This is a genomic window from Acinetobacter sp. ANC 4636, assembly GCF_054454555.1.
Genome location: NZ_JBTKVD010000001.1, coordinates 17,031 through 39,444, shown reverse-complemented (window position 1 = coordinate 39,444; position 22,414 = coordinate 17,031). Strand labels below are relative to the sequence as shown.

15 protein-coding genes, 4 tRNA genes and 2 pseudogenes are annotated in these 22,414 nt (G+C 42.4%); 12 read left to right on the top strand and 9 right to left on the bottom strand.

All coding sequences use genetic code 11. From position 1 onward, the window contains the following. Window positions 1-146: 146 nt before the first annotated feature. Window positions 147-719, top strand: a pseudogene (locus ACX1N5_RS00195) (cupin domain-containing protein); the annotation flags it as partial. 189 nt (window positions 720-908) lie between these two features. On the opposite strand, the gene ACX1N5_RS00190 reads toward ACX1N5_RS00195, so the two are convergent. Beyond that, window positions 909-998: transfer RNA gene (locus ACX1N5_RS00190), tRNA-Ser, on the bottom strand. Between the two features lie 287 nt (window positions 999-1,285). Between ACX1N5_RS00190 and ACX1N5_RS00185 the strand changes: the two are divergent. The 4 genes and pseudogenes from ACX1N5_RS00185 to argG form a co-directional block, all read left to right on the top strand. Further along, window positions 1,286-1,615: pseudogene (locus ACX1N5_RS00185) on the top strand (aromatic ring-hydroxylating dioxygenase subunit alpha); the annotation flags it as partial. Between the two features lie 43 nt (window positions 1,616-1,658). Next, the gene (locus ACX1N5_RS00180; RefSeq protein ID WP_458799910.1) at window positions 1,659-2,633 is read left to right on the top strand and encodes a PDR/VanB family oxidoreductase; all 975 of its coding nucleotides are present in this window, start codon (window positions 1,659-1,661) and stop codon (window positions 2,631-2,633) included. Between the two features lie 27 nt (window positions 2,634-2,660). Further along, a complete protein-coding gene (locus ACX1N5_RS00175; RefSeq protein WP_458799909.1) occupies window positions 2,661-3,716 on the top strand; it encodes a Rieske 2Fe-2S domain-containing protein in 1,056 nt (351 codons plus the stop codon). Window positions 3,717-3,966: 250 nt separating this feature from the next. After that, the gene (gene argG / locus ACX1N5_RS00170; protein ID WP_004753451.1) at window positions 3,967-5,310 is read left to right on the top strand and encodes an argininosuccinate synthase; all 1,344 of its coding nucleotides are present in this window, start codon (window positions 3,967-3,969) and stop codon (window positions 5,308-5,310) included. A gap of 35 nt (window positions 5,311-5,345) precedes the next feature. Here the strand turns inward: argG and ACX1N5_RS00165 are convergent, their stop codons facing one another. Further along, complete coding sequence (locus ACX1N5_RS00165; RefSeq protein WP_228259271.1) at window positions 5,346-6,353, bottom strand: GGDEF domain-containing protein; 1,008 nt, start codon at window positions 6,351-6,353, stop codon at window positions 5,346-5,348. 422 nt (window positions 6,354-6,775) lie between these two features. Here ACX1N5_RS00165 and pyrC point away from each other — a divergent pair, with 422 nt between their 5' ends. The 3 genes from pyrC to ACX1N5_RS00150 all read left to right on the top strand — a co-directional run bounded on the left by pyrC (window position 6,776) and on the right by ACX1N5_RS00150 (window position 8,550). Further along, entirely contained in the window at window positions 6,776-7,810 is a 1,035-nt protein-coding gene (gene pyrC / locus ACX1N5_RS00160) for a dihydroorotase (RefSeq protein WP_131381139.1), read from the top strand. Beyond that, window positions 7,795-8,454, top strand: coding sequence for a ribonuclease T (rnt, locus tag ACX1N5_RS00155; RefSeq protein WP_131381141.1), 660 nt, complete (start codon window positions 7,795-7,797; stop codon window positions 8,452-8,454). Before pyrC ends, rnt begins: the two co-directional genes overlap by 16 nt. A gap of 20 nt (window positions 8,455-8,474) precedes the next feature. Then, window positions 8,475-8,550: transfer RNA gene (locus ACX1N5_RS00150), tRNA-Glu, on the top strand. Between the two features lie 20 nt (window positions 8,551-8,570). On the opposite strand, the gene ACX1N5_RS00145 is transcribed toward ACX1N5_RS00150, so the two are convergent. Next, window positions 8,571-9,395: a LysO family transporter gene (locus ACX1N5_RS00145; RefSeq protein WP_458799906.1), complete on the bottom strand. Its 825-nt coding sequence runs from the start codon at window positions 9,393-9,395 to the stop codon at window positions 8,571-8,573. Window positions 9,396-9,659: 264 nt separating this feature from the next. Here ACX1N5_RS00145 and ACX1N5_RS00140 point away from each other — a divergent pair, with 264 nt between their 5' ends. The 4 genes from ACX1N5_RS00140 to ACX1N5_RS00125 all read left to right on the top strand — a co-directional run bounded on the left by ACX1N5_RS00140 (window position 9,660) and on the right by ACX1N5_RS00125 (window position 12,448). Then, window positions 9,660-11,078 (top strand): amino acid permease, encoded by a 1,419-nt coding sequence (locus ACX1N5_RS00140; RefSeq protein WP_458799904.1) that lies wholly within the window; start codon window positions 9,660-9,662, stop codon window positions 11,076-11,078. Window positions 11,079-11,194: 116 nt separating this feature from the next. Further along, window positions 11,195-12,109 (top strand): lipase family protein, encoded by a 915-nt coding sequence (locus ACX1N5_RS00135; RefSeq protein WP_458799902.1) that lies wholly within the window; start codon window positions 11,195-11,197, stop codon window positions 12,107-12,109. A 164-nt stretch (window positions 12,110-12,273) separates the two neighbouring features. Then, window positions 12,274-12,349 (top strand) — tRNA-Glu (locus ACX1N5_RS00130). A 23-nt stretch (window positions 12,350-12,372) separates the two neighbouring features. Beyond that, window positions 12,373-12,448, top strand: a tRNA-Glu gene (locus tag ACX1N5_RS00125). A gap of 84 nt (window positions 12,449-12,532) precedes the next feature. Here ACX1N5_RS00125 and ACX1N5_RS00120 read toward each other — a convergent pair. From ACX1N5_RS00120 to ACX1N5_RS00095, 6 genes are all read right to left on the bottom strand, one after another. Further along, window positions 12,533-12,955 carry a DUF2726 domain-containing protein gene (locus ACX1N5_RS00120; protein WP_416201883.1) on the bottom strand — a complete coding sequence of 141 codons (423 nt, stop codon included), beginning with the start codon at window positions 12,953-12,955 and terminating at the stop codon, window positions 12,533-12,535. Between the two features lie 218 nt (window positions 12,956-13,173). Next, entirely contained in the window at window positions 13,174-14,760 is a 1,587-nt protein-coding gene (locus ACX1N5_RS00115) for a dipeptide ABC transporter ATP-binding protein (RefSeq protein WP_458800257.1), read from the bottom strand. Continuing rightward, window positions 14,735-15,748: an ABC transporter permease gene (locus tag ACX1N5_RS00110; protein ID WP_458799900.1), complete on the bottom strand. Its 1,014-nt coding sequence runs from the start codon at window positions 15,746-15,748 to the stop codon at window positions 14,735-14,737. Before ACX1N5_RS00110 ends, ACX1N5_RS00115 begins: the two co-directional genes overlap by 26 nt. A 2-nt stretch (window positions 15,749-15,750) precedes the next feature. Further along, window positions 15,751-16,821, bottom strand: coding sequence for a microcin C ABC transporter permease YejB (locus ACX1N5_RS00105; protein WP_458799898.1), 1,071 nt, complete (start codon window positions 16,819-16,821; stop codon window positions 15,751-15,753). A gap of 15 nt (window positions 16,822-16,836) precedes the next feature. Beyond that, complete coding sequence (locus ACX1N5_RS00100) at window positions 16,837-18,657, bottom strand: extracellular solute-binding protein (protein ID WP_458799896.1); 1,821 nt, start codon at window positions 18,655-18,657, stop codon at window positions 16,837-16,839. 91 nt (window positions 18,658-18,748) lie between these two features. Then, window positions 18,749-22,231, bottom strand: coding sequence for a lytic transglycosylase (locus tag ACX1N5_RS00095; RefSeq protein ID WP_458799894.1), 3,483 nt, complete (start codon window positions 22,229-22,231; stop codon window positions 18,749-18,751). Between the last annotated feature and the right edge of the window lie 183 nt (window positions 22,232-22,414).

Below are 22,414 nucleotides of genomic sequence, written 5' to 3'. Positions count from 1 at the left end.
TAAAATTTCGAAATTTATTTATGTATGTCCTGTAAAACTTGGACAAAGGATTAGTTATGTTGATTAACGCTGATTTCTCTCAATCAGTCATGATGACACCTGAACAATATGAATGGATTCCTTCGCCATAAAAAGGTGTTGACCGAGTCATGCTTGATCGAATTGGCGCAGAAAAAGCAAGAGCAACAAGTATTGTTCGTTATGCACCATCTTCTATTTTTCCACCTCATAACCACCCAAATGGCGAAGAAATCCTTGTGCTTGGTGGCACTTTTTCCGAGCAAGGTCATGACTACCCCGCGGGATGGTATTTACGTAATCCCGATGGAACATCTCACCAGCCCTTTAGTCATGATGGTGCTGTAATTTTCGTCAAATTACGCCAAATGAGCAGCGTTGATGATCAAACTATTCGTGTCAATACAAATCTGATTAAAGCTTGGCATACTGAAAATGGTCAAAGAATTTGCTCCCTTTTTCAAAATGAAAATGAAAAAGTAGAATTGCGCCAAATTCCTATGAACGACCTTTTACACATTGAATCAGATCAACTTACTGAAATCTTAATTCTAGATGGCACACTGAATATCAATCATCAGGCATTACCAACGGGTAGCTGGATTCGATTGGCTAAAAATTCAAATGATTGGCAAATAACAGCAAAAACTCAAGTGAAGCTTTACCTCAAAACCATGAAAAATATAACTAATATTGACTAAATCTGCATAGTCTCAGAATTTTATATATTGGTAAGTTTTAAATCACCTACTCACATTATTTCACCTTATTCACAACGGGTTATTAATTCCCCTTAATATCAACAATATACCAACTTCTATTATATTTATTATTCGAGAATATATTGAAATAAAAAAAGCCCCTGCATCTCTGCAAGGGCTTTTCGAATTTGGCGGAAGCGGTGAGATTCGAACTCACGGAGGACTCACACCCTCGTCGGTTTTCAAGACCGGTGCATTAAACCGCTCTGCCACGCTTCCATGTGCGTAAGAATACAAAGACTCATCTTTGATTTCAAGAAAAATTTTAATCCAGTCCAATCAAACGCATATTATTTCATCAAAAACATTCTTATTTAGGCTATCTCTTTTATTTTAAAAGTAATTTGTATAAATTATCAGCAGAATTTCCCCTATTTTGAGATAAAAAAACCACATCATCATGATATAGGTTAAACGCATCAGCAGACTATTTTACGCAGTGGCATGACTTAAATAGCGTCAAAATCTACCTGTTGCATGTTTTTCATGAGTTGCTGCATAAATAGTTACATGTACCCTTTACTGCCACCTTGACCATTCATTTTCACAATGGCGGAAAAATGGTGATTATGAATGCAGCCCGCCCCGTTTCGTCGCGAAAAACTCGCCTGTTTACACCTTTAGTCAAAAATTTTGACCTTGCGGATGATAAACAGGCCATCATTGACTACAACCTGAAAATCTTTGAAGAAGGCCGCTTGATGGTCGAAAATCAAAAACCTGAACGTTTACCGCTAGATTTGAGTCTAGAAGCGCATATTCCCGCAGATCGCAGTTCAGTGATGTTTCGGCGCTGTTTAAAAAAAGTCGGTTTTGGCGAGTTCTTTTTGGTTTAAATCTTGCTAGCTTCTAGGTAGGTACAATAAAAAGGACAAGCCCATGGACAAATTAAAAGTCGTCGTCGACAGTATTTCTCGTCAAGGGGAAGGCAATCTGGCAATCACATTGATGCCTGTTCAGCCTTTAAACTTACCTGAATGGCAAGCAGGTGCGCATATTAATATCTATTTACCCAATCATCTGACTCGGCAATATTCTCTGACTGGTAGTCCCACCCAGCGAGAACACTATGTGATTTGTGTAAAAAAAGAACAGCTTTCTCGCGGGGGCTCACAATATATTCATGAAAATTTACGCGTTGGGCAATATATTGAAATTTCGCCGCCTTGTAATCAGTTTTCTCTGAAAGCCGCGGAACAATATTTGCTGATCGCAGCAGGGATTGGCATTACCCCGATTTTAGCCATGGCAGAACAACTTGAAGCTCAAGGTAAATTTTTTGAACTGTATTATTGTGTAAAAACACCACTACACCTCGCATTTATTCACCGTTGGCGACAAGGTTTTAAGTTTGGCAAGATTCACGTGTTATACAGTTCACTCGGTGAAAGCCTACGCGAGCAACATCCCCCAAGCTTGCAACAACCCCAACCCAATACACGCTTATATTTTTGTGGTCCACACAGTTTTATGCAGGACTATCAGCACTATGCCTTAGAGTTGGGGTGGCAAGCTGAACAGATTCACTTAGAGGCTTTTCACCCAATACAAGTGCCAACATCACCATTCGATACAGTCACAAATACAGGCTTCCAAATCAAACTACAACGTTCAGGACAAATTTTTCATGTGCCTGAGCACCAAAGTATCGCTCATGTTTTGCTTAAAAATCGGATCAATATTCCTTTATCGTGCGAAATGGGCATATGTGGTGCTTGCCTGACCCGCGTAGTGGCGGGCGAAGTCGATCACCGAGATAACGTACAAAGCGACAGTGAAAAAAATTCTAGCGAACAATACATTGCCTTGTGTTGTTCACGAGCCAAAAGCCCAGTGCTTGAGCTGGATCTATAAATAATGATTGAAAAATTAGGGGGCTCTATGAATGCCATTCCAGTCACGCAACTGCTCGACAAACCCTGCTACAGCCAATTTGACAGCAATGATTGGGATATTTTGGCACAGCACTGGTATCCAGTGGCCCGCATTGAAGATGTCAGCACTTCCCCACAGCAAGTCACGCTACTTGATGTCAAATTGGCCTTGTATAAAACCGAAACTGGGCCGATCCGTTTGGTTCGCGACATTTGCCCGCACCGTGGTGTCCCACTCACCAAAGGCTGGGTGGAAGGTGAAGAAATTATTTGCCCATATCATGGCTTACGCTACAACAGTGAAGGAAAATGCACCCTGATTCCTGCACAGCCCGATCTAACCAAAATTTCAGATCGCTTTTCACTGACCAGTTTTCCAGTGCTCGAAAAATATGGGCTGATTTGGACGAGTCTGCTCAGTCGAGACGAAAGCAAAGCTAATTTTCCTGTGCTCGACACGTGGGATCAACCTGAACATCAGGCGATTTTGCCACCATTTGTCGATATTGCAGGTTCCAGTGGTCGGCAACTAGAAGGTTTTATTGACGTGGCACATTTTGCTTGGGTACACCACAACGCCTTTGCCAGTCGTGACAATCCTATTGTGCCCAAATATTCAACAGTAAAAACGGATTACGGTCTACACACCGAGTACATCAGCAATGTCAGCAACTATCCACATGGTTTGCAACACCTCGCGCCTGATGATTTTTTATGGAAACGCACCTTTGACGTCTATCCGCCATTTTCAGCGATCTTAACCATTGATTTTCCGAACGAAGGCGTATTAAAAATCTTAAATGCCTGCTGTCCTGTATCACACAATAAAACCCGTTTGTTTGTACCATTGACCCGCAACTTTGACACCACAGGCGACTTGCAAGCAGTCTATGACTTTAATGCGCAGATTTTTACCGAAGATCAGGACATGATCGAATCGCAAAAACCTGAAGAATTACCGCTTGATTTGAGCATGGAAGCCCACTTTGAAGCTGATCGCTCATCGGCCACTTATCGGCGTATTTTGGCAGACTGGGGATTAAGCAAACACTATACCGTCTAATTCGGTCTGCACTGTTTTGCCGCAAGATCCGTGTCCTGTCACGGATTTTTACTTTTCAAGTTCGCAATTTTTCGGCAAACTTTATTTGAGCTGTTCTTTAACCCTATTTTTAGTCAAAACTGCTGCATGAAATCTGCTTTCATCGGTATTTTTAGCAAAAACATCTGTGGTGAAAAGTGCTACAATAAAATGTTTACAAATTTTCAGGGTAGCCCAATTCGCGGCACCTATTCATAAGTTAGGACTAGCAATGACTGATAATGCAACGATCTTGCAGCATGTACCAGTAGGCAAAAAAGTTGGTATTGCCTTTTCTGGTGGTTTAGACACTTCAGCAGCTTTATTGTGGATGAAACAAAAAGGCGCTGAACCTTATGCTTATACTGCAAACTTGGGTCAGCCTGATGAAGATGACTACGATGCCATTCCGAAAAAAGCAGAACAATACGGCGCTGTAAAAGCACGCTTGATTGATTGCCGTATGCAACTTGCGCTTGAGGGTATCGCGGCAATTCAATGTGGCGCGTTCCATATCAGCACTGGTGGTATTCCTTACTTCAACACCACACCACTCGGTCGTGCAGTAACAGGTACCATGCTTGTCACTGCCATGAAAGAAGATGATGTGAACATCTGGGGTGACGGCTCAACTTATAAAGGTAACGACATTGAACGTTTCTACCGTTATGGTTTGTTGACTAACCCAAACCTTAAAATCTATAAACCTTGGTTAGACCAACAGTTTATCGATGAGTTGGGTGGTCGTGCAGAAATGTCACAGTTCCTGATCGACAACGGCTTTGACTACAAAATGTCAAAAGAAAAAGCTTACTCGACTGACTCAAACATGTTGGGTGCAACTCACGAGGCCAAAGATCTTGAATACCTCAATGCAGGCATCAAAATCGTAGACCCGATTATGGGCGTTGCGTTCTGGAAAGAAGAAGTTCAAATCAAACCTGAAGAAGTTTCTGTAACTTTTGAAGAAGGTATGCCTGTTGCACTTAACGGTCAGCGCTTTGAAAACCCGGTTGAATTGATTCTTGAAGCCAACCGTATCGGTGGTCGTCATGGTCTAGGCATGTCGGATCAAATCGAAAACCGTATCATTGAAGCAAAATCTCGCGGTATCTATGAAGCTCCGGGGATGGCACTTCTTCACACCGCTTACGAGCGTTTAGTCACTGGTATTCACAACGAAGATACTATCGAACAATACCGCATTAACGGTTTACGTTTGGGTCGTTTGTTGTACCAAGGTCGCTGGTTCGATTCACAAGCGCTTATGCTTCGTGAAACTGCACAGCGTTGGGTCGCAAAAGCGATTACAGGTACTGTAACCATCGAACTGCGTCGTGGTAATGACTACACCATCATGAATACCGAATCTCCAAACCTCACTTATGAAGCTGAGCGTTTAACTATGGAGAAAGGTAACTCAATGTTCACGCCAATGGATCGTATCGGTCAGTTGACTATGCGTAACCTCGACATTACTGATACGCGTGCCAAATTAGGTTTGTATACTGAAACTGGCTTGTTGTCTCTTGGACAAGGTTCTGCAGTTCCTCAACTTGAAAATAAAAGCAAATAATTGATTTTATTTTCAGTCAAAAAAGCCACCTATATTTAGGTGGCTTTTTGTTTTGGCTCAATATTATGATCTTCATCTGAAATTACATGCCGACAAATTTGGTGACGACCACAAGCCTTCGCCCGATACAATGCCTGATCAGCAAAAGAAAGTAATTGATTTGCAGAAACAGGATATTCAACTGTATAGACTGCAAGCCCTACACTAATGGTGATGTACTGGTTAATCTCTGATTTTTCATGATGAATGGATAATTCATCGACTGCTCTGGAAATTCTGGATGCCACAAGATACGCCTGATCTACATCGGAGTTTGGTAGCAGCACGACAAATTCTTCTCCCCCGTAACGCGCGACAAAATCTTGATGCCGAATCGTACGCTGAATCACCTGTGCAATGCATTTTAAAACCTGATCACCTTGCAAATGCCCGTAATGATCATTATATGCCTTAAAATAATCGATATCGATAAACAGTACCGCCAACGGGCAATGTTCAGCCTGTGCCAATGCATAATAGCGCTCTAGCGCATCATCGAGACTTCTACGATTTGCAATGCTAGTCAAGCCATCATACTGACTCAACTTTAACAACTGGTTATTATAATTTTTTAAAATTTCCTGATCGACTTCAATTAATTTGGTCTTTAAAAAACTACCGCGCTCTTGGTGATTGATCACCTTGGTAATTGCAAAACCAATCAGATTACTACCAAAAAATACCCGTAATGAAACTACAGAATCAAATGAAATATGCAAATAAAAAAACATCGCAAAAATAGCAGCACTGGCAAGCAGCCCTACAACAAACATATGCAGAGGCTTGACCCCTGTCATGATGTAACCAAAAATAAAAATAAAAATAATAAAAACAAATTGCTGTCTAAGTGATGATGTATATTGAGATAAAGTTAAAACAGCCGTCAGAAAAATTGCCCAACCCACAACCAGCAATGCAAAATAACGAAAATACGTGTGTGCTTTTGGGTGACGGGCAGCCGACACCAAAACCAGCAAACAGATTCCGCCATTCAGAACACTCACTACACTACGCCAAAAATCATGTTGTAGGTAAATCAATGGGATAATGAAATAATTACGAAAGATAATAAATATGCTAAAAAATAAATAGATTATGCCGCCAAGTTTGTAAAAATTTAGAAACCCGTTCGCAGCTTTTTTTTGATGATACGCCCAAAACTCGGTTTCATATGGTTCAGGTAGACAAGCACCTGCCCGCTGTTCATGCATGGCTAAAACAGTTTCAATACATTGCTTTTGTAATTTTAATGTCACTATGTTTTGATTATTGAGCATAATGAAATGAAAACCAGCTTAGGTTAGCTTTAAAGTTAGCATACTTTTTAGCAAGATAATGCTTTTCTTCATAGATTTCTCTGTCTTGAAAATTACCATTCTGCAGTAAATTGCATTATCATTTGTTTTATTTTTAGCTTGAATATCTCTTGAAAACGATAACCCTTGTCCAGCCAGATGATTGGCACGCCCATCTGCGTGATGGCTTAGCCCTAAAACGCACTGTTCCTGACTTAGCCAAGCAATTTGCCCGCGCGATTTGTATGCCAAACCTTGTTCCACCTGTAAAGACCGTGGAAGAAGCCGAAGCCTACCGTGAACGTATTTTGCAACATGTACCAGAAGGCATTCACTTCGACCCGCGTATGGTGTTGTATTTTACGGATCATACGCCACCGAGCGAAGTGCTTAAAATTAAGCAGTCAGCACATGTCAATGCCATCAAGCTATATCCTGCGGGTGCAACCACCAACTCTGACAATGGTGTAAGCGATATTCGTAAAGTCTATGCCGTACTTGAGCAACTTGAAAAACATCAGGTTCCCCTGCTACTGCATGGTGAAGTGACTCATTCTCATGTCGATATTTTTGATCGTGAAAAACGCTTTTTAGATGAAGTTCTTTCGCCAATCTTAAAGCAGTTCCCTGAACTTAAAGTCGTACTTGAACATATTACTACCAGTGATGCTGCTCAGTTTGTGCTTGAACAAGACCGCAATATTGCGGCAACGATTACGCCACAGCATTTATTGTTTAACCGTAATGACATGCTGGTTGGTGGTATCAAACCACATTTCTACTGTTTACCAATTTTAAAACGCCAAAGCCACCAAAAAACTTTGCTTGAAGTGGCAACCAGCGGTAATCCAAAATTCTTCTTGGGTACAGACAGCGCACCACATGCCCAAAATGCCAAAGAAAATGCCTGTGGCTGTGCAGGATGCTACAGTGCACCAACAGCAATTGAGTTATATGCTCAAGCATTTGACCAAGTTGGCAAAATTGAGCGTCTTGAAGGCTTTGCCAGCTTCTTTGGTGCAGATTTTTATGGGTTGCCACGTAACACCAGTACCATTACCCTTGTTAAAGAAGATCAAGTGATTCCTGAAAGTTTCGACTATCTAGAAAATCAAAAAATTATTCCGCTTCACGCTGGAAAAACCATTCATTGGAGAAAAGTGTGACCGACTCTACTGCACCCTTAATGGGTCAGCGCTTTCGTGGTTTTTTACCTGTAGTCGTTGATGTTGAGACTGCAGGCTTTAATGCCAAAACCGATGCTTTACTCGAAATTGCCTGTATTCCGATTGTTTACAATGAACAAGGTGAGTTTGTACCAGGTACAGCATTGCACGCACATATTAATCCGTTTGAAGGTGCACATCTGGACCGTCGCTCGCTGGACTTTATTGGCATTGATCCATTTAGTCCACTCCGTGTGGCAATGGCAGAAGATGAAAAGTCAGCACTCAAGCGGATTTTTAAGGCATTAACTGAAGTACGTCGTGCTCAGCACTGCACCCATGCTGTATTAGTCGGTCACAATGCACATTTTGACTTGGGTTTTTTACAAGCAGCAGTTGCCCGTACAGGGACTAAAAACCAAAATCCGTTCCATAGTTTTTCCGTGTTCGACACCGTAACACTGAGTGCTCTGATGTTCGGGCAAACGGTATTGGCAAAGTCGTGTATTCAGGCAGGCATTGAGTTCGATGGTAAAGAAGCACACTCTGCTTTATACGATACGCAGAAAACTGCCGAACTGTTTTGCTATATTTTAAACAAACTGTCACCGCACCTGCTTGACAGTTTCCTGGCGGATCAATAAGATACCGCCATCCTCAAAACGTCCCTATCGTCTAGAGGCCTAGGACATCGCCCTTTCACGGCGGTAACCGGGGTTCGAATCCCCGTAGGGACGCCATCTATTCAATGATTCCATCATTACAATGACGCAAACAGCACAATTAAAAATGGTGCAAGCAGCGTTAAAATAAAACCACTAAAAATTGCCATCTGTACATCACTGCTACGACAGTTCTGTTTAATAAATGGCAAGGTTGAATCCATTGCGGTTGCACCACAAACACCAATAACGCTTCTAGGCAAGCTGCGCCCACATAAAAATAACAACACAATGCCGTAAAATTCACGTATCAAATCAGTCAATAAAGCAAAACTCCCCATTTCCTTACCCAATAAGTTTGTCACCAATGAACCCGACAAGCTAAACCAGCCAAAACCACTGGCAACTGTCAGCAGAGTTGTAAATGAATGTGGCAACAACCATTGAGCAATATAAGCAGCCATAAAAATTGCCAATAGCATGGCACAAGGTACCCAAATCTGCTGTTTGGTTAAACGGGCTAAACGTACTGTAGATAGGTCAATTCCAATCAATACAATTAAAATCAGCAGCAAAGCATGTGAAAATTGTGCCGCGCGCAAATCATGTGGCAAGACCAAATAACTCAGCATTCCGAGCCCCACCATTAGCATAGCAATACAGCATTCCTGCAAAGGTTTGAGTAAACCACGAAAATTACGTTTTGGGTTTATATTGTCCTGTTGTTCAACTGGTCGGGCAAGTAATAATAAAAAGCTGCTGGCTGATAAAATACTGGCGTAAATAAAGCTTTCACGTAACACTTTCCATCCTATATCAGGCTGAAACAGCACATCTGCAAATTGATAGCCAATCACCATCAACAAGCCCCAGACCAGATAACCAATACTTGCAACTGCCAATGTTTTGATCGGGGCAATCATAACCTTTCCAGCTACACTCCCCAATAGCAGCGCCATAACAATAGGCAAAACAGAGCTGAATAAAATGGCGAACATATAAAATAATATGAATAAAAATCTTTATTATATCATGTTGATTTTTGATCCATTCGTTCAAATAACTAGGGTTTTTATGTTGATAAATCGCTTGAGATATTATGCATTTCACAAAAAATAGACGGCTATTGCACATTTAATGGTTTTCTCTACAATAACCCGCTTCATTTTTTGTATTTCTCATTTCCCATGCAGTCATCTCACTCTCCGAATGATGCGTCGCATCAGGGCAATTCTGCGCCACTCAAACGCGCTATGAGTACTCGACACCTTGTTATGCTGTCATTAGGCGGTGCCATTGGCACAGGCCTATTTTTAGGGTCGGGTGAAGTCATTGCACAAACGGGGCCTGTAGGTGCCATTATTTCTTATTTTCTTGGCGGCATAATCGCCTATATGGTGATGCTGTGCTTAGGCGAACTGGCTGTACATATGCCTGTTTCAGGTTCTTTTGGTGAATACGCCAACAAATATATTGGACCTGCAACAGGCTATATGATTACGTGGCTGTACTGGCTCACTTGGACGGCCACCCTCGGTACAGAATTTACCGCCGCAGCACTGCTCATGCAGGAATGGTTTCCACATGTTTCCATGTGGATCTGGACTGCGATTTTTGCAGCACTGATCTTTATTTTAAATATTAGCTCTACCCGCATGTTCGCTGAATCTGAATTCTGGCTGGCTTTGGTGAAAGTCGTGACCGTGGTTAGCTTTATTTTACTGGGTTTGTTGGCAATTTTTGGGATCGTTTCCTATCATGGTGAGCCACAAGCGCCGCTGTTTAGCAATTTGCTGGCACAAGGCTGGTTTCCAAAAGGTTTAATGCCAATTTTTGCCACCATGCTGATTGTCAACTTTGCCTTCTCAGGAACAGAACTGATTGGGGTTGCCGCGGGTGAAACGGCAGACCCTGCACATAATGTTCCCAAAGCGATTAATGCTGCAATCTGGCGTTTGCTGATTTTCTTTGTCGGAACGATTGTAGTGATCTGTGCATTACTACCGTATCAACAAGCAGGTTTAAACGCAGCTCATGTGAGTAATAGTCCATTTGTGACTGTATTTAGTTATATGGGTATTCCATATGCTGAAGATATTATTCGCTTTGTGATTATTACCGCGTTGTTGTCTGCTGCAAACTCGGGTTTATATGCGGCATCGCGTATGATGTGGGCGTTATCGATCAAACGCCAACTACCTGCGATGTTCTCGAAACTCACCAAGCACGGCACACCCATTACCGCGATTATTGTCACCATGTTTGGCGCTATTCCCGGGTTATTGTCAGAACAGTTTGCACCAGAAACCATCTTTAAAAACTTGCTCGGTGTTGCTGCATTTACTATGGTGATTGTCTGGACAGCGATCTGTGTCTGCCAGTTCAACTTCCGCCGTCAATGGTACAAGACTGGACACACTATTGCCGATTTGCGTTTTGCCGCACCATGGTTTCCACTGACTCCTATTTTAGGTTTTGTGTTTTGTGTGATTACCTGTATCAGTATGACGCAAGACAGTTCCATGCTGCCTGGTTTCTATAGTTGCCTGATTTTTATTGCTTTGTGTTATGTAAGTTACTACTTCTTATACCGAGACAAAGACTAATTAACAGGCTAACAGGACAACTGTGTTTTATTGTAAAAGTGTAGCTCTGCTACACTTTTTTTATATTGTTTTTATAATCAAATACAACAGTTTATTAAAACAATACGATTAATTTAATGAAAATAATTTTTATTCATGGCATTAAACAGCAAAATTTTGACGCATGCTCATTTCAGGAGTACTGGCTCAACGTGTTCAATACAGGCATGAATAAAATTGAACCTAGCATCAATGTCGATCAGCTTGATCTCGCTTTCCCCTTTTATGGCGATATTTTAGATGTGTTTAATCATCGCAAAGCTATCAATATGGAAACCCTACACCCAAACTGGTCTTTCTTTGCCAGACTACCGCGTATTCGCCAACAACGCAGCGATGCACTTAAACAGGCTCTCGAAGAGATTCCTCTTTTACCGCACGATGACATCCCCTACTCACTCAAAAACCGTTTTTTTATGCTGTCGCAACTTGCCAAAGACCACATGCTTAAAGAAATGGTGATGTTACTCAATCATTTTCCAGACCTGCATGAATCGTTAATTCAGCGTTTTTTATGCGAGGTCTATTTATATTGGTATAACCCAGAATTCAAGCAACAGGTACATGAACGCATTTTGACCTGTTTTGAACCTAACCAGCGGCATATTGTGATTGCCCATTCACTGGGGACGGTGATTGCTTACAATTTATTGCATGAACTGTCTGTTCACTATGAGATCAAGCGTTTTATTACCTTGGCATCACCTTTACCATTCAACGTGATTCAAAAACATTTATCTCATCCTGTACAACGACCAAAAGTACTCAGTGGGGACTGGCACAATTTTTATTCTCAAGATGACTACTTGACCACGTTTCCAATGCTCCCTCCGATGTTTGACCTTAACCCACAAATCGACAATAAGCTGATTACAACATTTGTGGATAAACCTCATGAAATTACAGGTTATTTGCAGCACCCTCTAGTACTTCGGCGTATTTTAGAATTGCTATATGACATGCCACAATTTCAGGCACATGCTGCTCCCTAATATGTAGCTATTTCACCTGTTCCAGACTAAAAAATGCTCTAAAATCATAAAAATAGCATTTAGAGATGATTTATTATTCACTCATAACTATTTTTCATATTTTTTCAGAAAAAAGGTTTGACATACTTTTAAATCCCCCCTATTATACGCGCACCTTCTGATGTGTCCCTATCGTCTAGAGGCCTAGGACATCGCCCTTTCACGGCGGTAACCGGGGTTCGAATCCCCGTAGGGACGCCACTTAATATCAGAATACTCTAGAAGTCCCTATCGTCTAGAGGCCTAGGACATCGCCCTTTCACGGCGGTAACCGGGGTTCGAATCCCCGTAGGGACGCCAAATTCGAAAAAGCCCAGTATTCATTTACTGGGCTTTTTCTTTTATAGGACATGTGTATTTTCCATATAAGAAATTCTTTATAAATTATTGATTTGCAAGTCTTGAGAAGTCTGCTTTAATTTGTTGAATATCAGGCGTACGCTTATATCGAATGACTTCATAGCCAGCTTCTGCAATAAGTGCATCTCGATTCTCGTCTTTGGCTTCATTACCTTGATGACTTGAGTCATCCAGTTCAACAATCGCAACAATGTTAAAATGTTGATCTAAAACTACAAAATCAGCAATTTTTCGATTAAACAAGTTGCGCGTTGCATATCCTTTTGCAGTCATAAATGCACTGAATGCAACTTGTGCCAAAACAATGTTTTCAGGCAATGCTTCTTTTAACCTTAAAAATGTAGGCTGCTCATTCATCGTTAAAATGCGTTTACCTTTAATCGGATTGCGCTCTCGCTGATTATTTTGCTTTTTTAATGCGCCTAAAGCCAACCAAAGCAAGACCATTACAATAATTATTCCAAAAATCATCATCATCTTATTTTTCCTTTATTTTCTATGATTTTAAATTCAGTGTAGAACCTCAGTCTTATACATGTACACCTGACATCAAGCTAAAATTATAATGAGATATCAAAAACAGCATTGAACCTCTCAAGCCAACACTTGCCCTCTATCAATATTCGAGATATTTATTCAGTCTACACTTATCTTATAAAGCATTTTCAATACTGACTCGCCTGAATCAATTGCCGAGTATATTCGGTCTGCGGTTGTAAAAATAATTGCTCCGTTGCCTGCCGCTCCACCACTTTGGCATGATGCAAGACCATAACTTGCTGACACAGTGCCCGAACAATCTGTAAATCATGGCTAATAAACAGGTAACTTAATTCAAGCTGTTGCTGTAATTGGCGCAGCAAATGCACAATAGCTTTTTGCGTGGTTCGATCCAGTGCCGAAGTTGGTTCATCCAGAATAATCAGTTTCGGCTGCAAAATCAGAGCACGTGCCAATGCCACGCGCTGGCGCTGCCCACCCGATAGCTGATGTGGATAACGCGACTTAAATGCTATTGGCAGCTCAACCTGCTCCAATGTCTGTTCTATACGTTGCTGGATTTGATCCTGAGATAAATTCAGCAAACTTACACCTTCTGCAATCAGTTGTTCGACTGTCATACGCGGATTTAAACTGCTGTACGGGTCTTGAAACACCATTTGAAAATTGCGACGTAAAGGTCGCAACTGCTTTTCATTACAATGATTCAGGTCTTGCCCCAACAACACAATTTGCCCATCGCTCTCAACCAAACGTGCAATTGCAAGTGCCAGCGAGGTTTTGCCTGAACCACTTTCTCCAACAATGCCAATCGATTCACCTTCAGCCAAATATAAATCCAGTGGTTCAACTGCGACTACATAATCTTTCACCCGATTCAGCAAGCCCTGTTTTATTGGGAAACGGACACCAAGCTGTTTTAACTCAAGTAATGGCCGATTCGATTGCACGACTAAAGCCTGACCAAAGTCATGATCAAGCAATTGCTGGGTATAGGCTGTTTTAGGTGATTCAAAAATTTGCTGTACTGAACCTGCTTCTTCAATCTTGCCACGATTCAGCACCACAATATCGTCTGCGTAACGTCTCACCAAAGCCAGATCATGACTAATTAGAATCATGGCCATATGGCGCTGTTGCTGAAGCTGTTTCAGCAATTGCAACACCTGTGCCTGCAACATGACATCAAGTGCTGTTGTTGGTTCATCAGCAATCAAAATTTCAGGCTCTAAAGCCAGTGCCATCGCAATCATGACCCGTTGCCGCTGACCACCCGAAAGTTCATGTGGATAGCGTTTGAGCTTCTTTTCAGGTTCGGGCATGCCGACATCTTCAAGCAACTGAATCACGCGCTGCTGGACTTGTTGCTTACTCAAGCCCTGCAACAGCAAACTTTCCCCAATCAGCTTTTCCACCCGATGCAACGGGTTGAGTGCAGTCATCGGCTCTTGAAAAATCATGGCAACCTTATGCCCACGCAATCCCTGCAACTGAGCTTGGGACATATTCAGCACATCATGCCCATGCAACCGAATCGATCCTGTGACCTGTAAATGGTGAGGCAACAAACCTAGAATTGCCAAGCTACTAATGGACTTGCCTGAGCCACTTTCTCCTACCAATGCCACTGTTTGCCCTGCATGTAAAGTCAAATGGAAATCTTGCAAAAGCGGCTGTTGTTGAGCATTACAAATTGATAACTGCTCAATGGTCAGAATCGGAGATTTAGTTGCGTCTTGGGTCAAATGCATCACGCGCTGCCTCCCCGATATAAATCAGTAACGATAAGACCAATGCTAAACTAAAAAAGCCCGACAAAGCCAGCCACGGCGCATTCAGATTATTTTTACCTTGCAACAATAACTCTCCGAGCGAGGCTGCATCGGGAGGCAAGCCATAGCCTAAAAAGTCCAGTGCTGTCAGGGCTGTAATATTGGCTGTCAGCATAAACGGTAACTGTGACAAACTTGAACTGAGCGCATTGGGTAAAATATGCCGTAAAATAATCCGACCATCCCGTACGCCCAGTGACCGTGCTGCCCGCACATAGTCCAGATGCCGAGCGCGTAAAAATTCAGCACGAACCAAACCGACCAGCGTTGTCCAGCCAAAAATTAACATGATCAAAAATAACCAGTACACATTTGGGGTAAACATACTGACCAGAATCATGACCATAAACAGCATTGGCAAACCACCCCAGACTTCAAGGATGCGTTGCCCTAGCAGGTCAACCCAGCCACCATAGTAGCCCTGAATCGCCCCCACCAAAATACCCACTATTGCCGAAAATAAGGTCAGTGCAAAACCAAACAGCAAAGACACGCGCAACCCATAGAGCAGTCGGGCAAATACATCCCGTCCCTGATCATCCGTACCCAGCCAGTTTTCCAAGGTGGGTGGTGAAGGTACAGGCACAGCCAGTTCCAGATTAGGCGTTTGATAGGAATAATGCACAACTGGCCAGATTTGCCAGCCATGAGTATTAATCATCTGCTGTACTGCTGGATCACGATAATCAGCTTCAGTTCCAAATACACCGCCAAAGGTCGTTTCGGGATAACTTTTTAGGACAGGAAAGTAAAAATGTTGCTGGTAACGCACCAATAGAGGCTTGTCGTTGGCAATCAGCTCAGCCATGCTCGACAGCACAAAAACAATTAAAAAAATGATCAGGCAAAAAAAGCCAAGCCGATTTTGCCGAAAGCGTTGAAGACCCTGCTGCAACATTGGTGACATGCTTACATCCCCCGTGCATCAAAGTTAATCCGAGGGTCAATCACCTGATACAGCACATCACTGACCAAACGCAGTACCAACCCCAGCAAGGTAAATAAAAATAGTGTACCAAAGATCACAGGATAATCCCGCTGACTAATTGCCTCGAACCCCAGTAATCCAATCCCATCGAGGTTAAAAATAATTTCGATAAAGAAGTTACCAACAAAAAACATGCCCACCAGAGCTTCAGGCAAACTCGCAATCACAATCAGCATGGCATTACGAAAAATATGTCCGTACAACACCCGATTTTCACTCAAGCCTTTGGCTTGTGCCGCCAAAACATATTGCTTGCCCATTTCTTCCATAAACGAATATTTGGTTAAATAGGTCAGACTGGCAAAGCCACCCAGCACCATCGTCAGTAGCGGCAGTGCCATATGCCAAAAATAATCCTGAATTTTGTCCATCAGGCTCAGCTGAGCAAAATTATCTGACACCAGCCCTTGTAGCGGAAACCATTGCCAATAACTGCCACCAGCAAAAAATACAATCAGCAGAATTGCAAAAACAAAGGTCGGCACAGCATAACCAACAGCCAGCAACAATGATGTAGTTTTATCAAACAGCATGCCATGACGTTTGGCTTTTTGAATACCCAAGGGAATCGAAATCAGATAAATCAGCAAGGTGCTCCATAGCCCCAGCGAAACAGTGACTGGCATGCGTTCCCACAACAACTGTGTGACAGGCTTGTCTTTAAAGAAACTGGTACCGAAGTCAAAGCGTAGATACCCCTTCAGCATTTTCAGAAAACGCACATACGCGGGTTGATCAAAACCGTATTGTGCCTTGATTTGCTCCACCATTTCAGGGCTTAAACCGCGCGCCCCCTGATAGTGTGTATCGGCACTGGCAAGGGTTTCTGTACCCGCGACAGTTTTATTCACTCCCTGAAAACTTTCAGCTTGCTGAATTGCCTGCTCCACAGGCCCACCAGGGGCAATCTGGATCACCACAAAATTAATCAGCAAAATACACAACAGCGTAGGAATAATCAGTAATAGCCGTTTCAGAATATACGTGCCCATCCGATCTCCTTATTCTTAATGCTGACGTAGATAAGCTGTGACTTTTTGTGCCTGTTTGGCATCCGTCCACCAGTAATCAATTCCCGATGAGAGTTTTGGTTTCACTGCGGGTTGACGATACATATTCCAGTAGGCATACCAGTTTTCACCTTTGCCATAAGTCAGAATCTGATAATAACCTGCACGCAACAACCGATCGAGCACATGTGTATACAGCACCAGTTGCTGACGATTGGGAGCTTGCTGCATATTTCGAATCACAGCATCAATCGCAGGGTTTTTAATCCCTGAATAATTATAATTGCCAATCTGGTCTGCTGCCGCGCTGCCCCACATTTGAGACTGTTCATTACCAGGCGTCAGGCTTTGTGGAATTCCACCTGTAGTCAGATCATAGTCATAACGGCGCATCCGTTCCAGATACTGCGGAACATCGACCTGACGTATGCTGACCGTAATTCCCAGTTTTTTTAGGTTACGCACAAATGGCATTAAGGTACGTTGTAAACCATCCTGATGAATCAGAAATTCCAGACGAATCGGTTGACCTTTCAAGTCTAGTAATTGCTGATTTTTAACCCTATAACCTGCCTGAAGCAACATTTGCCGTGCGACCAGTAAATTATTACGGTTAAAGCCACTGGCATCTGACACCGAATACTTCCAGTTAACTAGAACACCTTGTCGCATAATCGGATCAAATTTAGATAACCACGGCTTCAAAATTGCAAGCTCGGCAGCCGTCGGCTTCCCTGTTGCTTCCAGTTCACTGTTGGCAAAGTAACTCTGCAAGCGTTGATACTGACCGTAAAACAGAGCTTTATTCTGCCATTCAAAATCATACGCATACGTCAGTGCCTGTCGAAAGCGAATGTCATTGAGTGGTGTACGACGGGCATTCAGCATAAAACTTTGCGCGGTAATCGGGTTATGGTGCTGAAAACGGTATTTCACGACCATACCCGACTGGAAGGCGGGAAAATTATATTGAGTGACCCATTTACGTGCCGTAAATTCTTCGTGCAAGGTATATTGCCCTGACTTAAAGCCTTCAAAAGCAATATCCAGATTACGGTAGTAAATATATTTGAGCTGGTCAAAGTTATAACGCCCACGATTCACAGGCAAATCTTTTGCCCAGTAATTGGGATTACGTTTATATGTAATGCTGCGCCCTGGATCGATCTGCGCAATGCTATAAGGCCCCGAGCCTAAAATCGGCAGCATCGTCACGCGGGTGAAATCCTTATGCTGCCAGTCTGCCTGTGAATAGATCGGCAAACTTGCCAATATCGAGGGCATTTCAGGATTATTCGGTGATTTAAAAGTGCATTTCACCTGATATCTGGACAACACTTCTGTTTTCGCCAAATCTGCCAAATACATTTGCAACCCAGGATTAGACTTGTGTTGAAATGTATCAAAGCTGAACTTTACATCCTGTGCCGTGACAGGCTGTCCATTACTAAAACGTGCTTTCGGGTTCAAATGAAAAATCACAAAATGCGTTTTTTCAGGATCAAAAGTCACTTTCTCGGCCAGCAAGGGATACATCACCGCAGGTTCATCTAGCGAATTGGACATCAAACTATCAAACAGATAATTGACGCCATCGGTTTCGGTACCCTTGCCATTCATGCTGTTCAAGTTATCGAACGTGCCATTACTGGGACGAATTAAATAACCCCCTTTGGGCGCATTCGGGTTCGCGTATGGCATGCTGAACGCATTGCTATATAAAGGGCGCGTATGAATCGCAATATAAGCGGTGGTCTGAACCTGAGCCAATACACTCTGACTCAGCAGTAATGCACTTGCCCAATAAGCAAATTTCACGCAATTTCAACCTTGATGAATCTACAGTAAAATCACTGCATGTTATTGTTATAGCAAAAATCCCTCAACCGAGGGATTTTATATCACTAACTTAAGAGTTTGGCACTTTCAGCGTACTTCCTAGACGCAATTGGGCATTTGGTTCCAGATCGTTCATTTGTGCCAGTTCTTTAACATCCATATTGTATTTATTGGCAATACGAATCAGCGAATCGCCTGATTTAACTTTATAAGTCACCGTTTGCTTTGGAATCAAAATGGTTTGTCCACGGCGTAAGCCTGCTTTAGCATTCATGTCATTAATATCTGCAAGCTCTTTCGCAGTTAATCCATAACGACTAGCAATCGCATTCAGAGATTCACCCGACTTCACTGCATAACTTTCAGTATTGGTAGTATTGCTGGATTTTGCCTTGGCACTTACGGTGGCTGACGGCTTAGCACTGGTTTTTTTCGTCGTTTCTCCAGTCAGCTGAAGCTGTTGCCCTGCCTGTACCTTACTCGTGCTTGACAAGTCATTTAACTCAGCCAGATAGCTGGTTTGCAAATGAAATTTCTTCGCGATACTGGCTAAAGTATCCCCTTTTTTCACTCGATAACTGTCTGGCAGGCTGACGTTATTACTCTCTGACTTCTTCTGCAATTCTTCAGTCAGTCTCAACTGTTGCCCTGCATGTACTTTACTAGTCGTAGAAAGGTTATTGATCTGTGCCAAATAGCTCACTTGCAGATGATACAATTTTGCGATACTCACCAATGACTCACCACGTTTAACCGTATAAGTATCAGGTGTATCTGCGCTATCATTTTCAACGACTTTAGCAAGCTCACCAACCAGCTTCAAACGCTGACCAGGATGAATATTTGGAGATTTACCCAAATGATTCAATTCAACCAAGGTATCCTGCGCAATATCATATTTACCTGAAATTGAAGCAATGGATTCACCACGTTTCACAATATGATATTCAGGTGTTTTACTTGCTTGGCTCGATGTTACTGTATTTGCCTTGAGTGAACCTGCTGGGACTTTCAATGCTTGCCCCACAAAAATTGGAGCGTCTAGTTTAAGATCATTGAGTTTTGCCAGATCAGCCACTGACATATTCAATTTATTGGCAATAATTCCAAGCGACTCACCACTTTGAACCTTATAAATATCGGTTTTAATGGTTTTACTTGTATTGGCATCTTGAGTCGATACCTGATCAGCATCACTATGATTGACTGTATGTAGCGGTACATTAATTTTTTGCCCGACCAACAAATTACTGCCAACGCTCAACCCAGGAGTTAAATCTGCTAACTCTTGTACGGATAAGGCATATCGGTCTGCAATTACTTTTAAGTATTCGCCATGCTTGACACTATAAACCTTGGTTTTAATTTTGGCAGTCTTGTTTTTATTACGCGCTACAACCGTTGAAGAATCTGCTGACTTATCCATTGGTTGTTTCAGTATCAACTTCTGCCCAACCATGACATTACTGGTCACAGACAAGTTATTCCATTCAGCCAAATCTTTCAGGCTAAGACCGAACTGATCTGCAATTCCAGTCAAACTGTCATTTGGTTTTACAGTATAGCTATTTGGATGGGCTGTCTTGCCACTGTTGGTCGTGCCTGATTGTTGTGGTTTGGCATCATATAAATACAAAACTGTACCAACAAATAACGGTGCAGTTGGATCAATCTGGTTCCATTTGGCAATATCACGCCAAGACACGCCATTTTTCATGGCAATAATTGCTAAAGTATCGCCAGCGACAACTCTATAATTACTTTTCTTACCCTTCGGTGCAACCACAACTACATCTGTATCGGTTTTTACAACATTCTTACCTTGATTACGCTTGGCTTCATCTGAATCAGGAGAAACTGATTCTGCCAGCTCTTTCGGATAGGCAAAACTTTTACTGACTTCTTTACCCTGTTTTTCTGCGACAGACAAACTGGTCTGAATTGCAGTTAACTTGATCTTACCATCATACGGGTCAACAATTTCTGTACCTGCTGGAGCAATCGCTTTAATTTCATCGACCACCTGCTGTTTTTCAGTGGTTGAAGCTTGCGGTTGCAGCACTTTTGCAAGTGTTTGCGCTTTATCATCTTGCTGCTTAATTTCGGTTTGAATCTGTGTTTTTTCCTGATTCGAAATCGGCGGCTCAATTGAGATTGGATTTTTAACATTACTTGCTGTCGTCACCGCAACAGGAATACGCGGCGCACTTGGAACATCGGCATTATTCGCAAATGCAGCTAAAGCATCTGCATTTTGTGGCGTGGTGATTCGACTGGTTTTACTGGCTGTCGTCTGAGGAATACTGGTGACGTTCTTAGCTGCTGCTGGAGTACGAGTTGCCGCACTCACCGCAACATTACTGCTCGGCTGATTAATTACAACGGCAGATGTATTGTTTGTTTTAATTTCAGGAGGTGCTGTATGGGTTGGTTTAAGCACCTGATCTGCTGGGCGTGAGACTGTGTTGCTACTTGCCCAAAATCCGCCTGAGCTTGATTTTAATGCCAACAGACGTTTATCCACCACAGGGCTAATATCCGACGGAATCAAAATACGTCCGGGACTTACTGGATCAACAGCATCTCCACGATAACCTGGGTTAAGTGCATATAATTCGGTACGGCTTAAACCCGCTGTTGCAGCAACATCATTTAATGAGACACCAGGAGTAACTTTGACTTCACGAAAGTGTGGACGGTTCGCGATGGGTGGTAAAGTTACCCCATATTCTCTTGGATTTTTAACAATTTGGGCAACTGCCAGAAACCGTGGTACATAGTTCATGGTTTCCTGTGGCAATTTCAATGACCAGTAATCCGTTGGCAAACCGAGTGCCTGATTACGGTTAATTGCTTGCTGAATTCGTCCAGGGCCTGCGTTATAGGCTGCCAAAGCCAGTTCCCAAGAACCGAACTGATTATATAAACTGCCTAAAAACTCATAAGCAGCACGGGTCGACTCAACTACATCGCGACGTGCATCATACGTTCCGCTTTGTTGTAAACCATAAATACGCCCAGTACTTGGAATAAACTGCCATAAACCTGCTGCCGATGCAGAACTGGTTGCAGCAGGGTCATACGAGCTTTCAATTACTGGTAACAATGCCAACTCAGTCGGCATACCACGGCGCTCAGCTTCTTTGACAGTATGATACAAGTAACGGCTGGCACGCGCGCTCATTCTATCCAGATATGGCTGGCGCGATACAAACCAGTTACGCTGTGCTTCAATGCGCGGGTCCCAATGTGTTTCATCCATTTTGAAACCAACAGTCATTCGCTTCCAGACATCGCCATGTTTTAAAATTTGTAAGCGATCGCCTTCTACGGCACTCATATCGGTTGCGGACAATAAGTCCTCTAATGAATCAAGTGAATCTGAATCTAGATAATCAGCACCAACTTGTTTGGATTTGCTTGGTTGCTTTGTCGTTGTTGTAGAGCTACAGCCTGTGCTTAAAACAATTGCGGCGACAGTTGAGCTTAAAAAAGAAATTTTAAAAAATTGCGGTGCAGAAAGTTGCCACAATGTTGTGGTAGTTTTAAACATAGATGATTCCAAACAAAATCGTGAGACTTGCAATATTCACATAGCCATTGTATTTAAGCATGTCGATCACACAAGGCTTATGCTACGCAGATATTCATATAAATGTTACAAGAAATTAAAAAATGTTCAGCAGTTACTGAATCCCGCTATTTTGCGCGTTAGAATAATGCAGTTTTGTAATTT

What these genes read in the sequence shown, in the direction of transcription:
- ACX1N5_RS00180 (WP_458799910.1), top strand. Translation starts at nt 1,659, where the DNA reads ATGGACAAATTAAAAGTCGTCGTCGACAGTATTTCTCGTCAAGGGGAA.
- ACX1N5_RS00175 (WP_458799909.1), top strand. Translation starts at nt 2,661, where the DNA reads ATGAATGCCATTCCAGTCACGCAACTGCTCGACAAACCCTGCTACAGC.
- argG (WP_004753451.1), top strand. Translation starts at nt 3,967, where the DNA reads ATGACTGATAATGCAACGATCTTGCAGCATGTACCAGTAGGCAAAAAA.
- ACX1N5_RS00145 (WP_458799906.1), bottom strand. Translation starts at nt 9,395, where the DNA reads ATGATTGCCCCGATCAAAACATTGGCAGTTGCAAGTATTGGTTATCTG.
- ACX1N5_RS00140 (WP_458799904.1), top strand. Translation starts at nt 9,660, where the DNA reads ATGCAGTCATCTCACTCTCCGAATGATGCGTCGCATCAGGGCAATTCT.
- ACX1N5_RS00135 (WP_458799902.1), top strand. Translation starts at nt 11,195, where the DNA reads ATGAAAATAATTTTTATTCATGGCATTAAACAGCAAAATTTTGACGCA.
- ACX1N5_RS00120 (WP_416201883.1), bottom strand. Translation starts at nt 12,955, where the DNA reads ATGGTCTTGCTTTGGTTGGCTTTAGGCGCATTAAAAAAGCAAAATAAT.
- ACX1N5_RS00115 (WP_458800257.1), bottom strand. Translation starts at nt 14,760, where the DNA reads ATGCATTTGACCCAAGACGCAACTAAATCTCCGATTCTGACCATTGAG.
- ACX1N5_RS00110 (WP_458799900.1), bottom strand. Translation starts at nt 15,748, where the DNA reads ATGTCACCAATGTTGCAGCAGGGTCTTCAACGCTTTCGGCAAAATCGG.
- ACX1N5_RS00105 (WP_458799898.1), bottom strand. Translation starts at nt 16,821, where the DNA reads ATGGGCACGTATATTCTGAAACGGCTATTACTGATTATTCCTACGCTG.
- ACX1N5_RS00095 (WP_458799894.1), bottom strand. Translation starts at nt 22,231, where the DNA reads ATGTTTAAAACTACCACAACATTGTGGCAACTTTCTGCACCGCAATTT.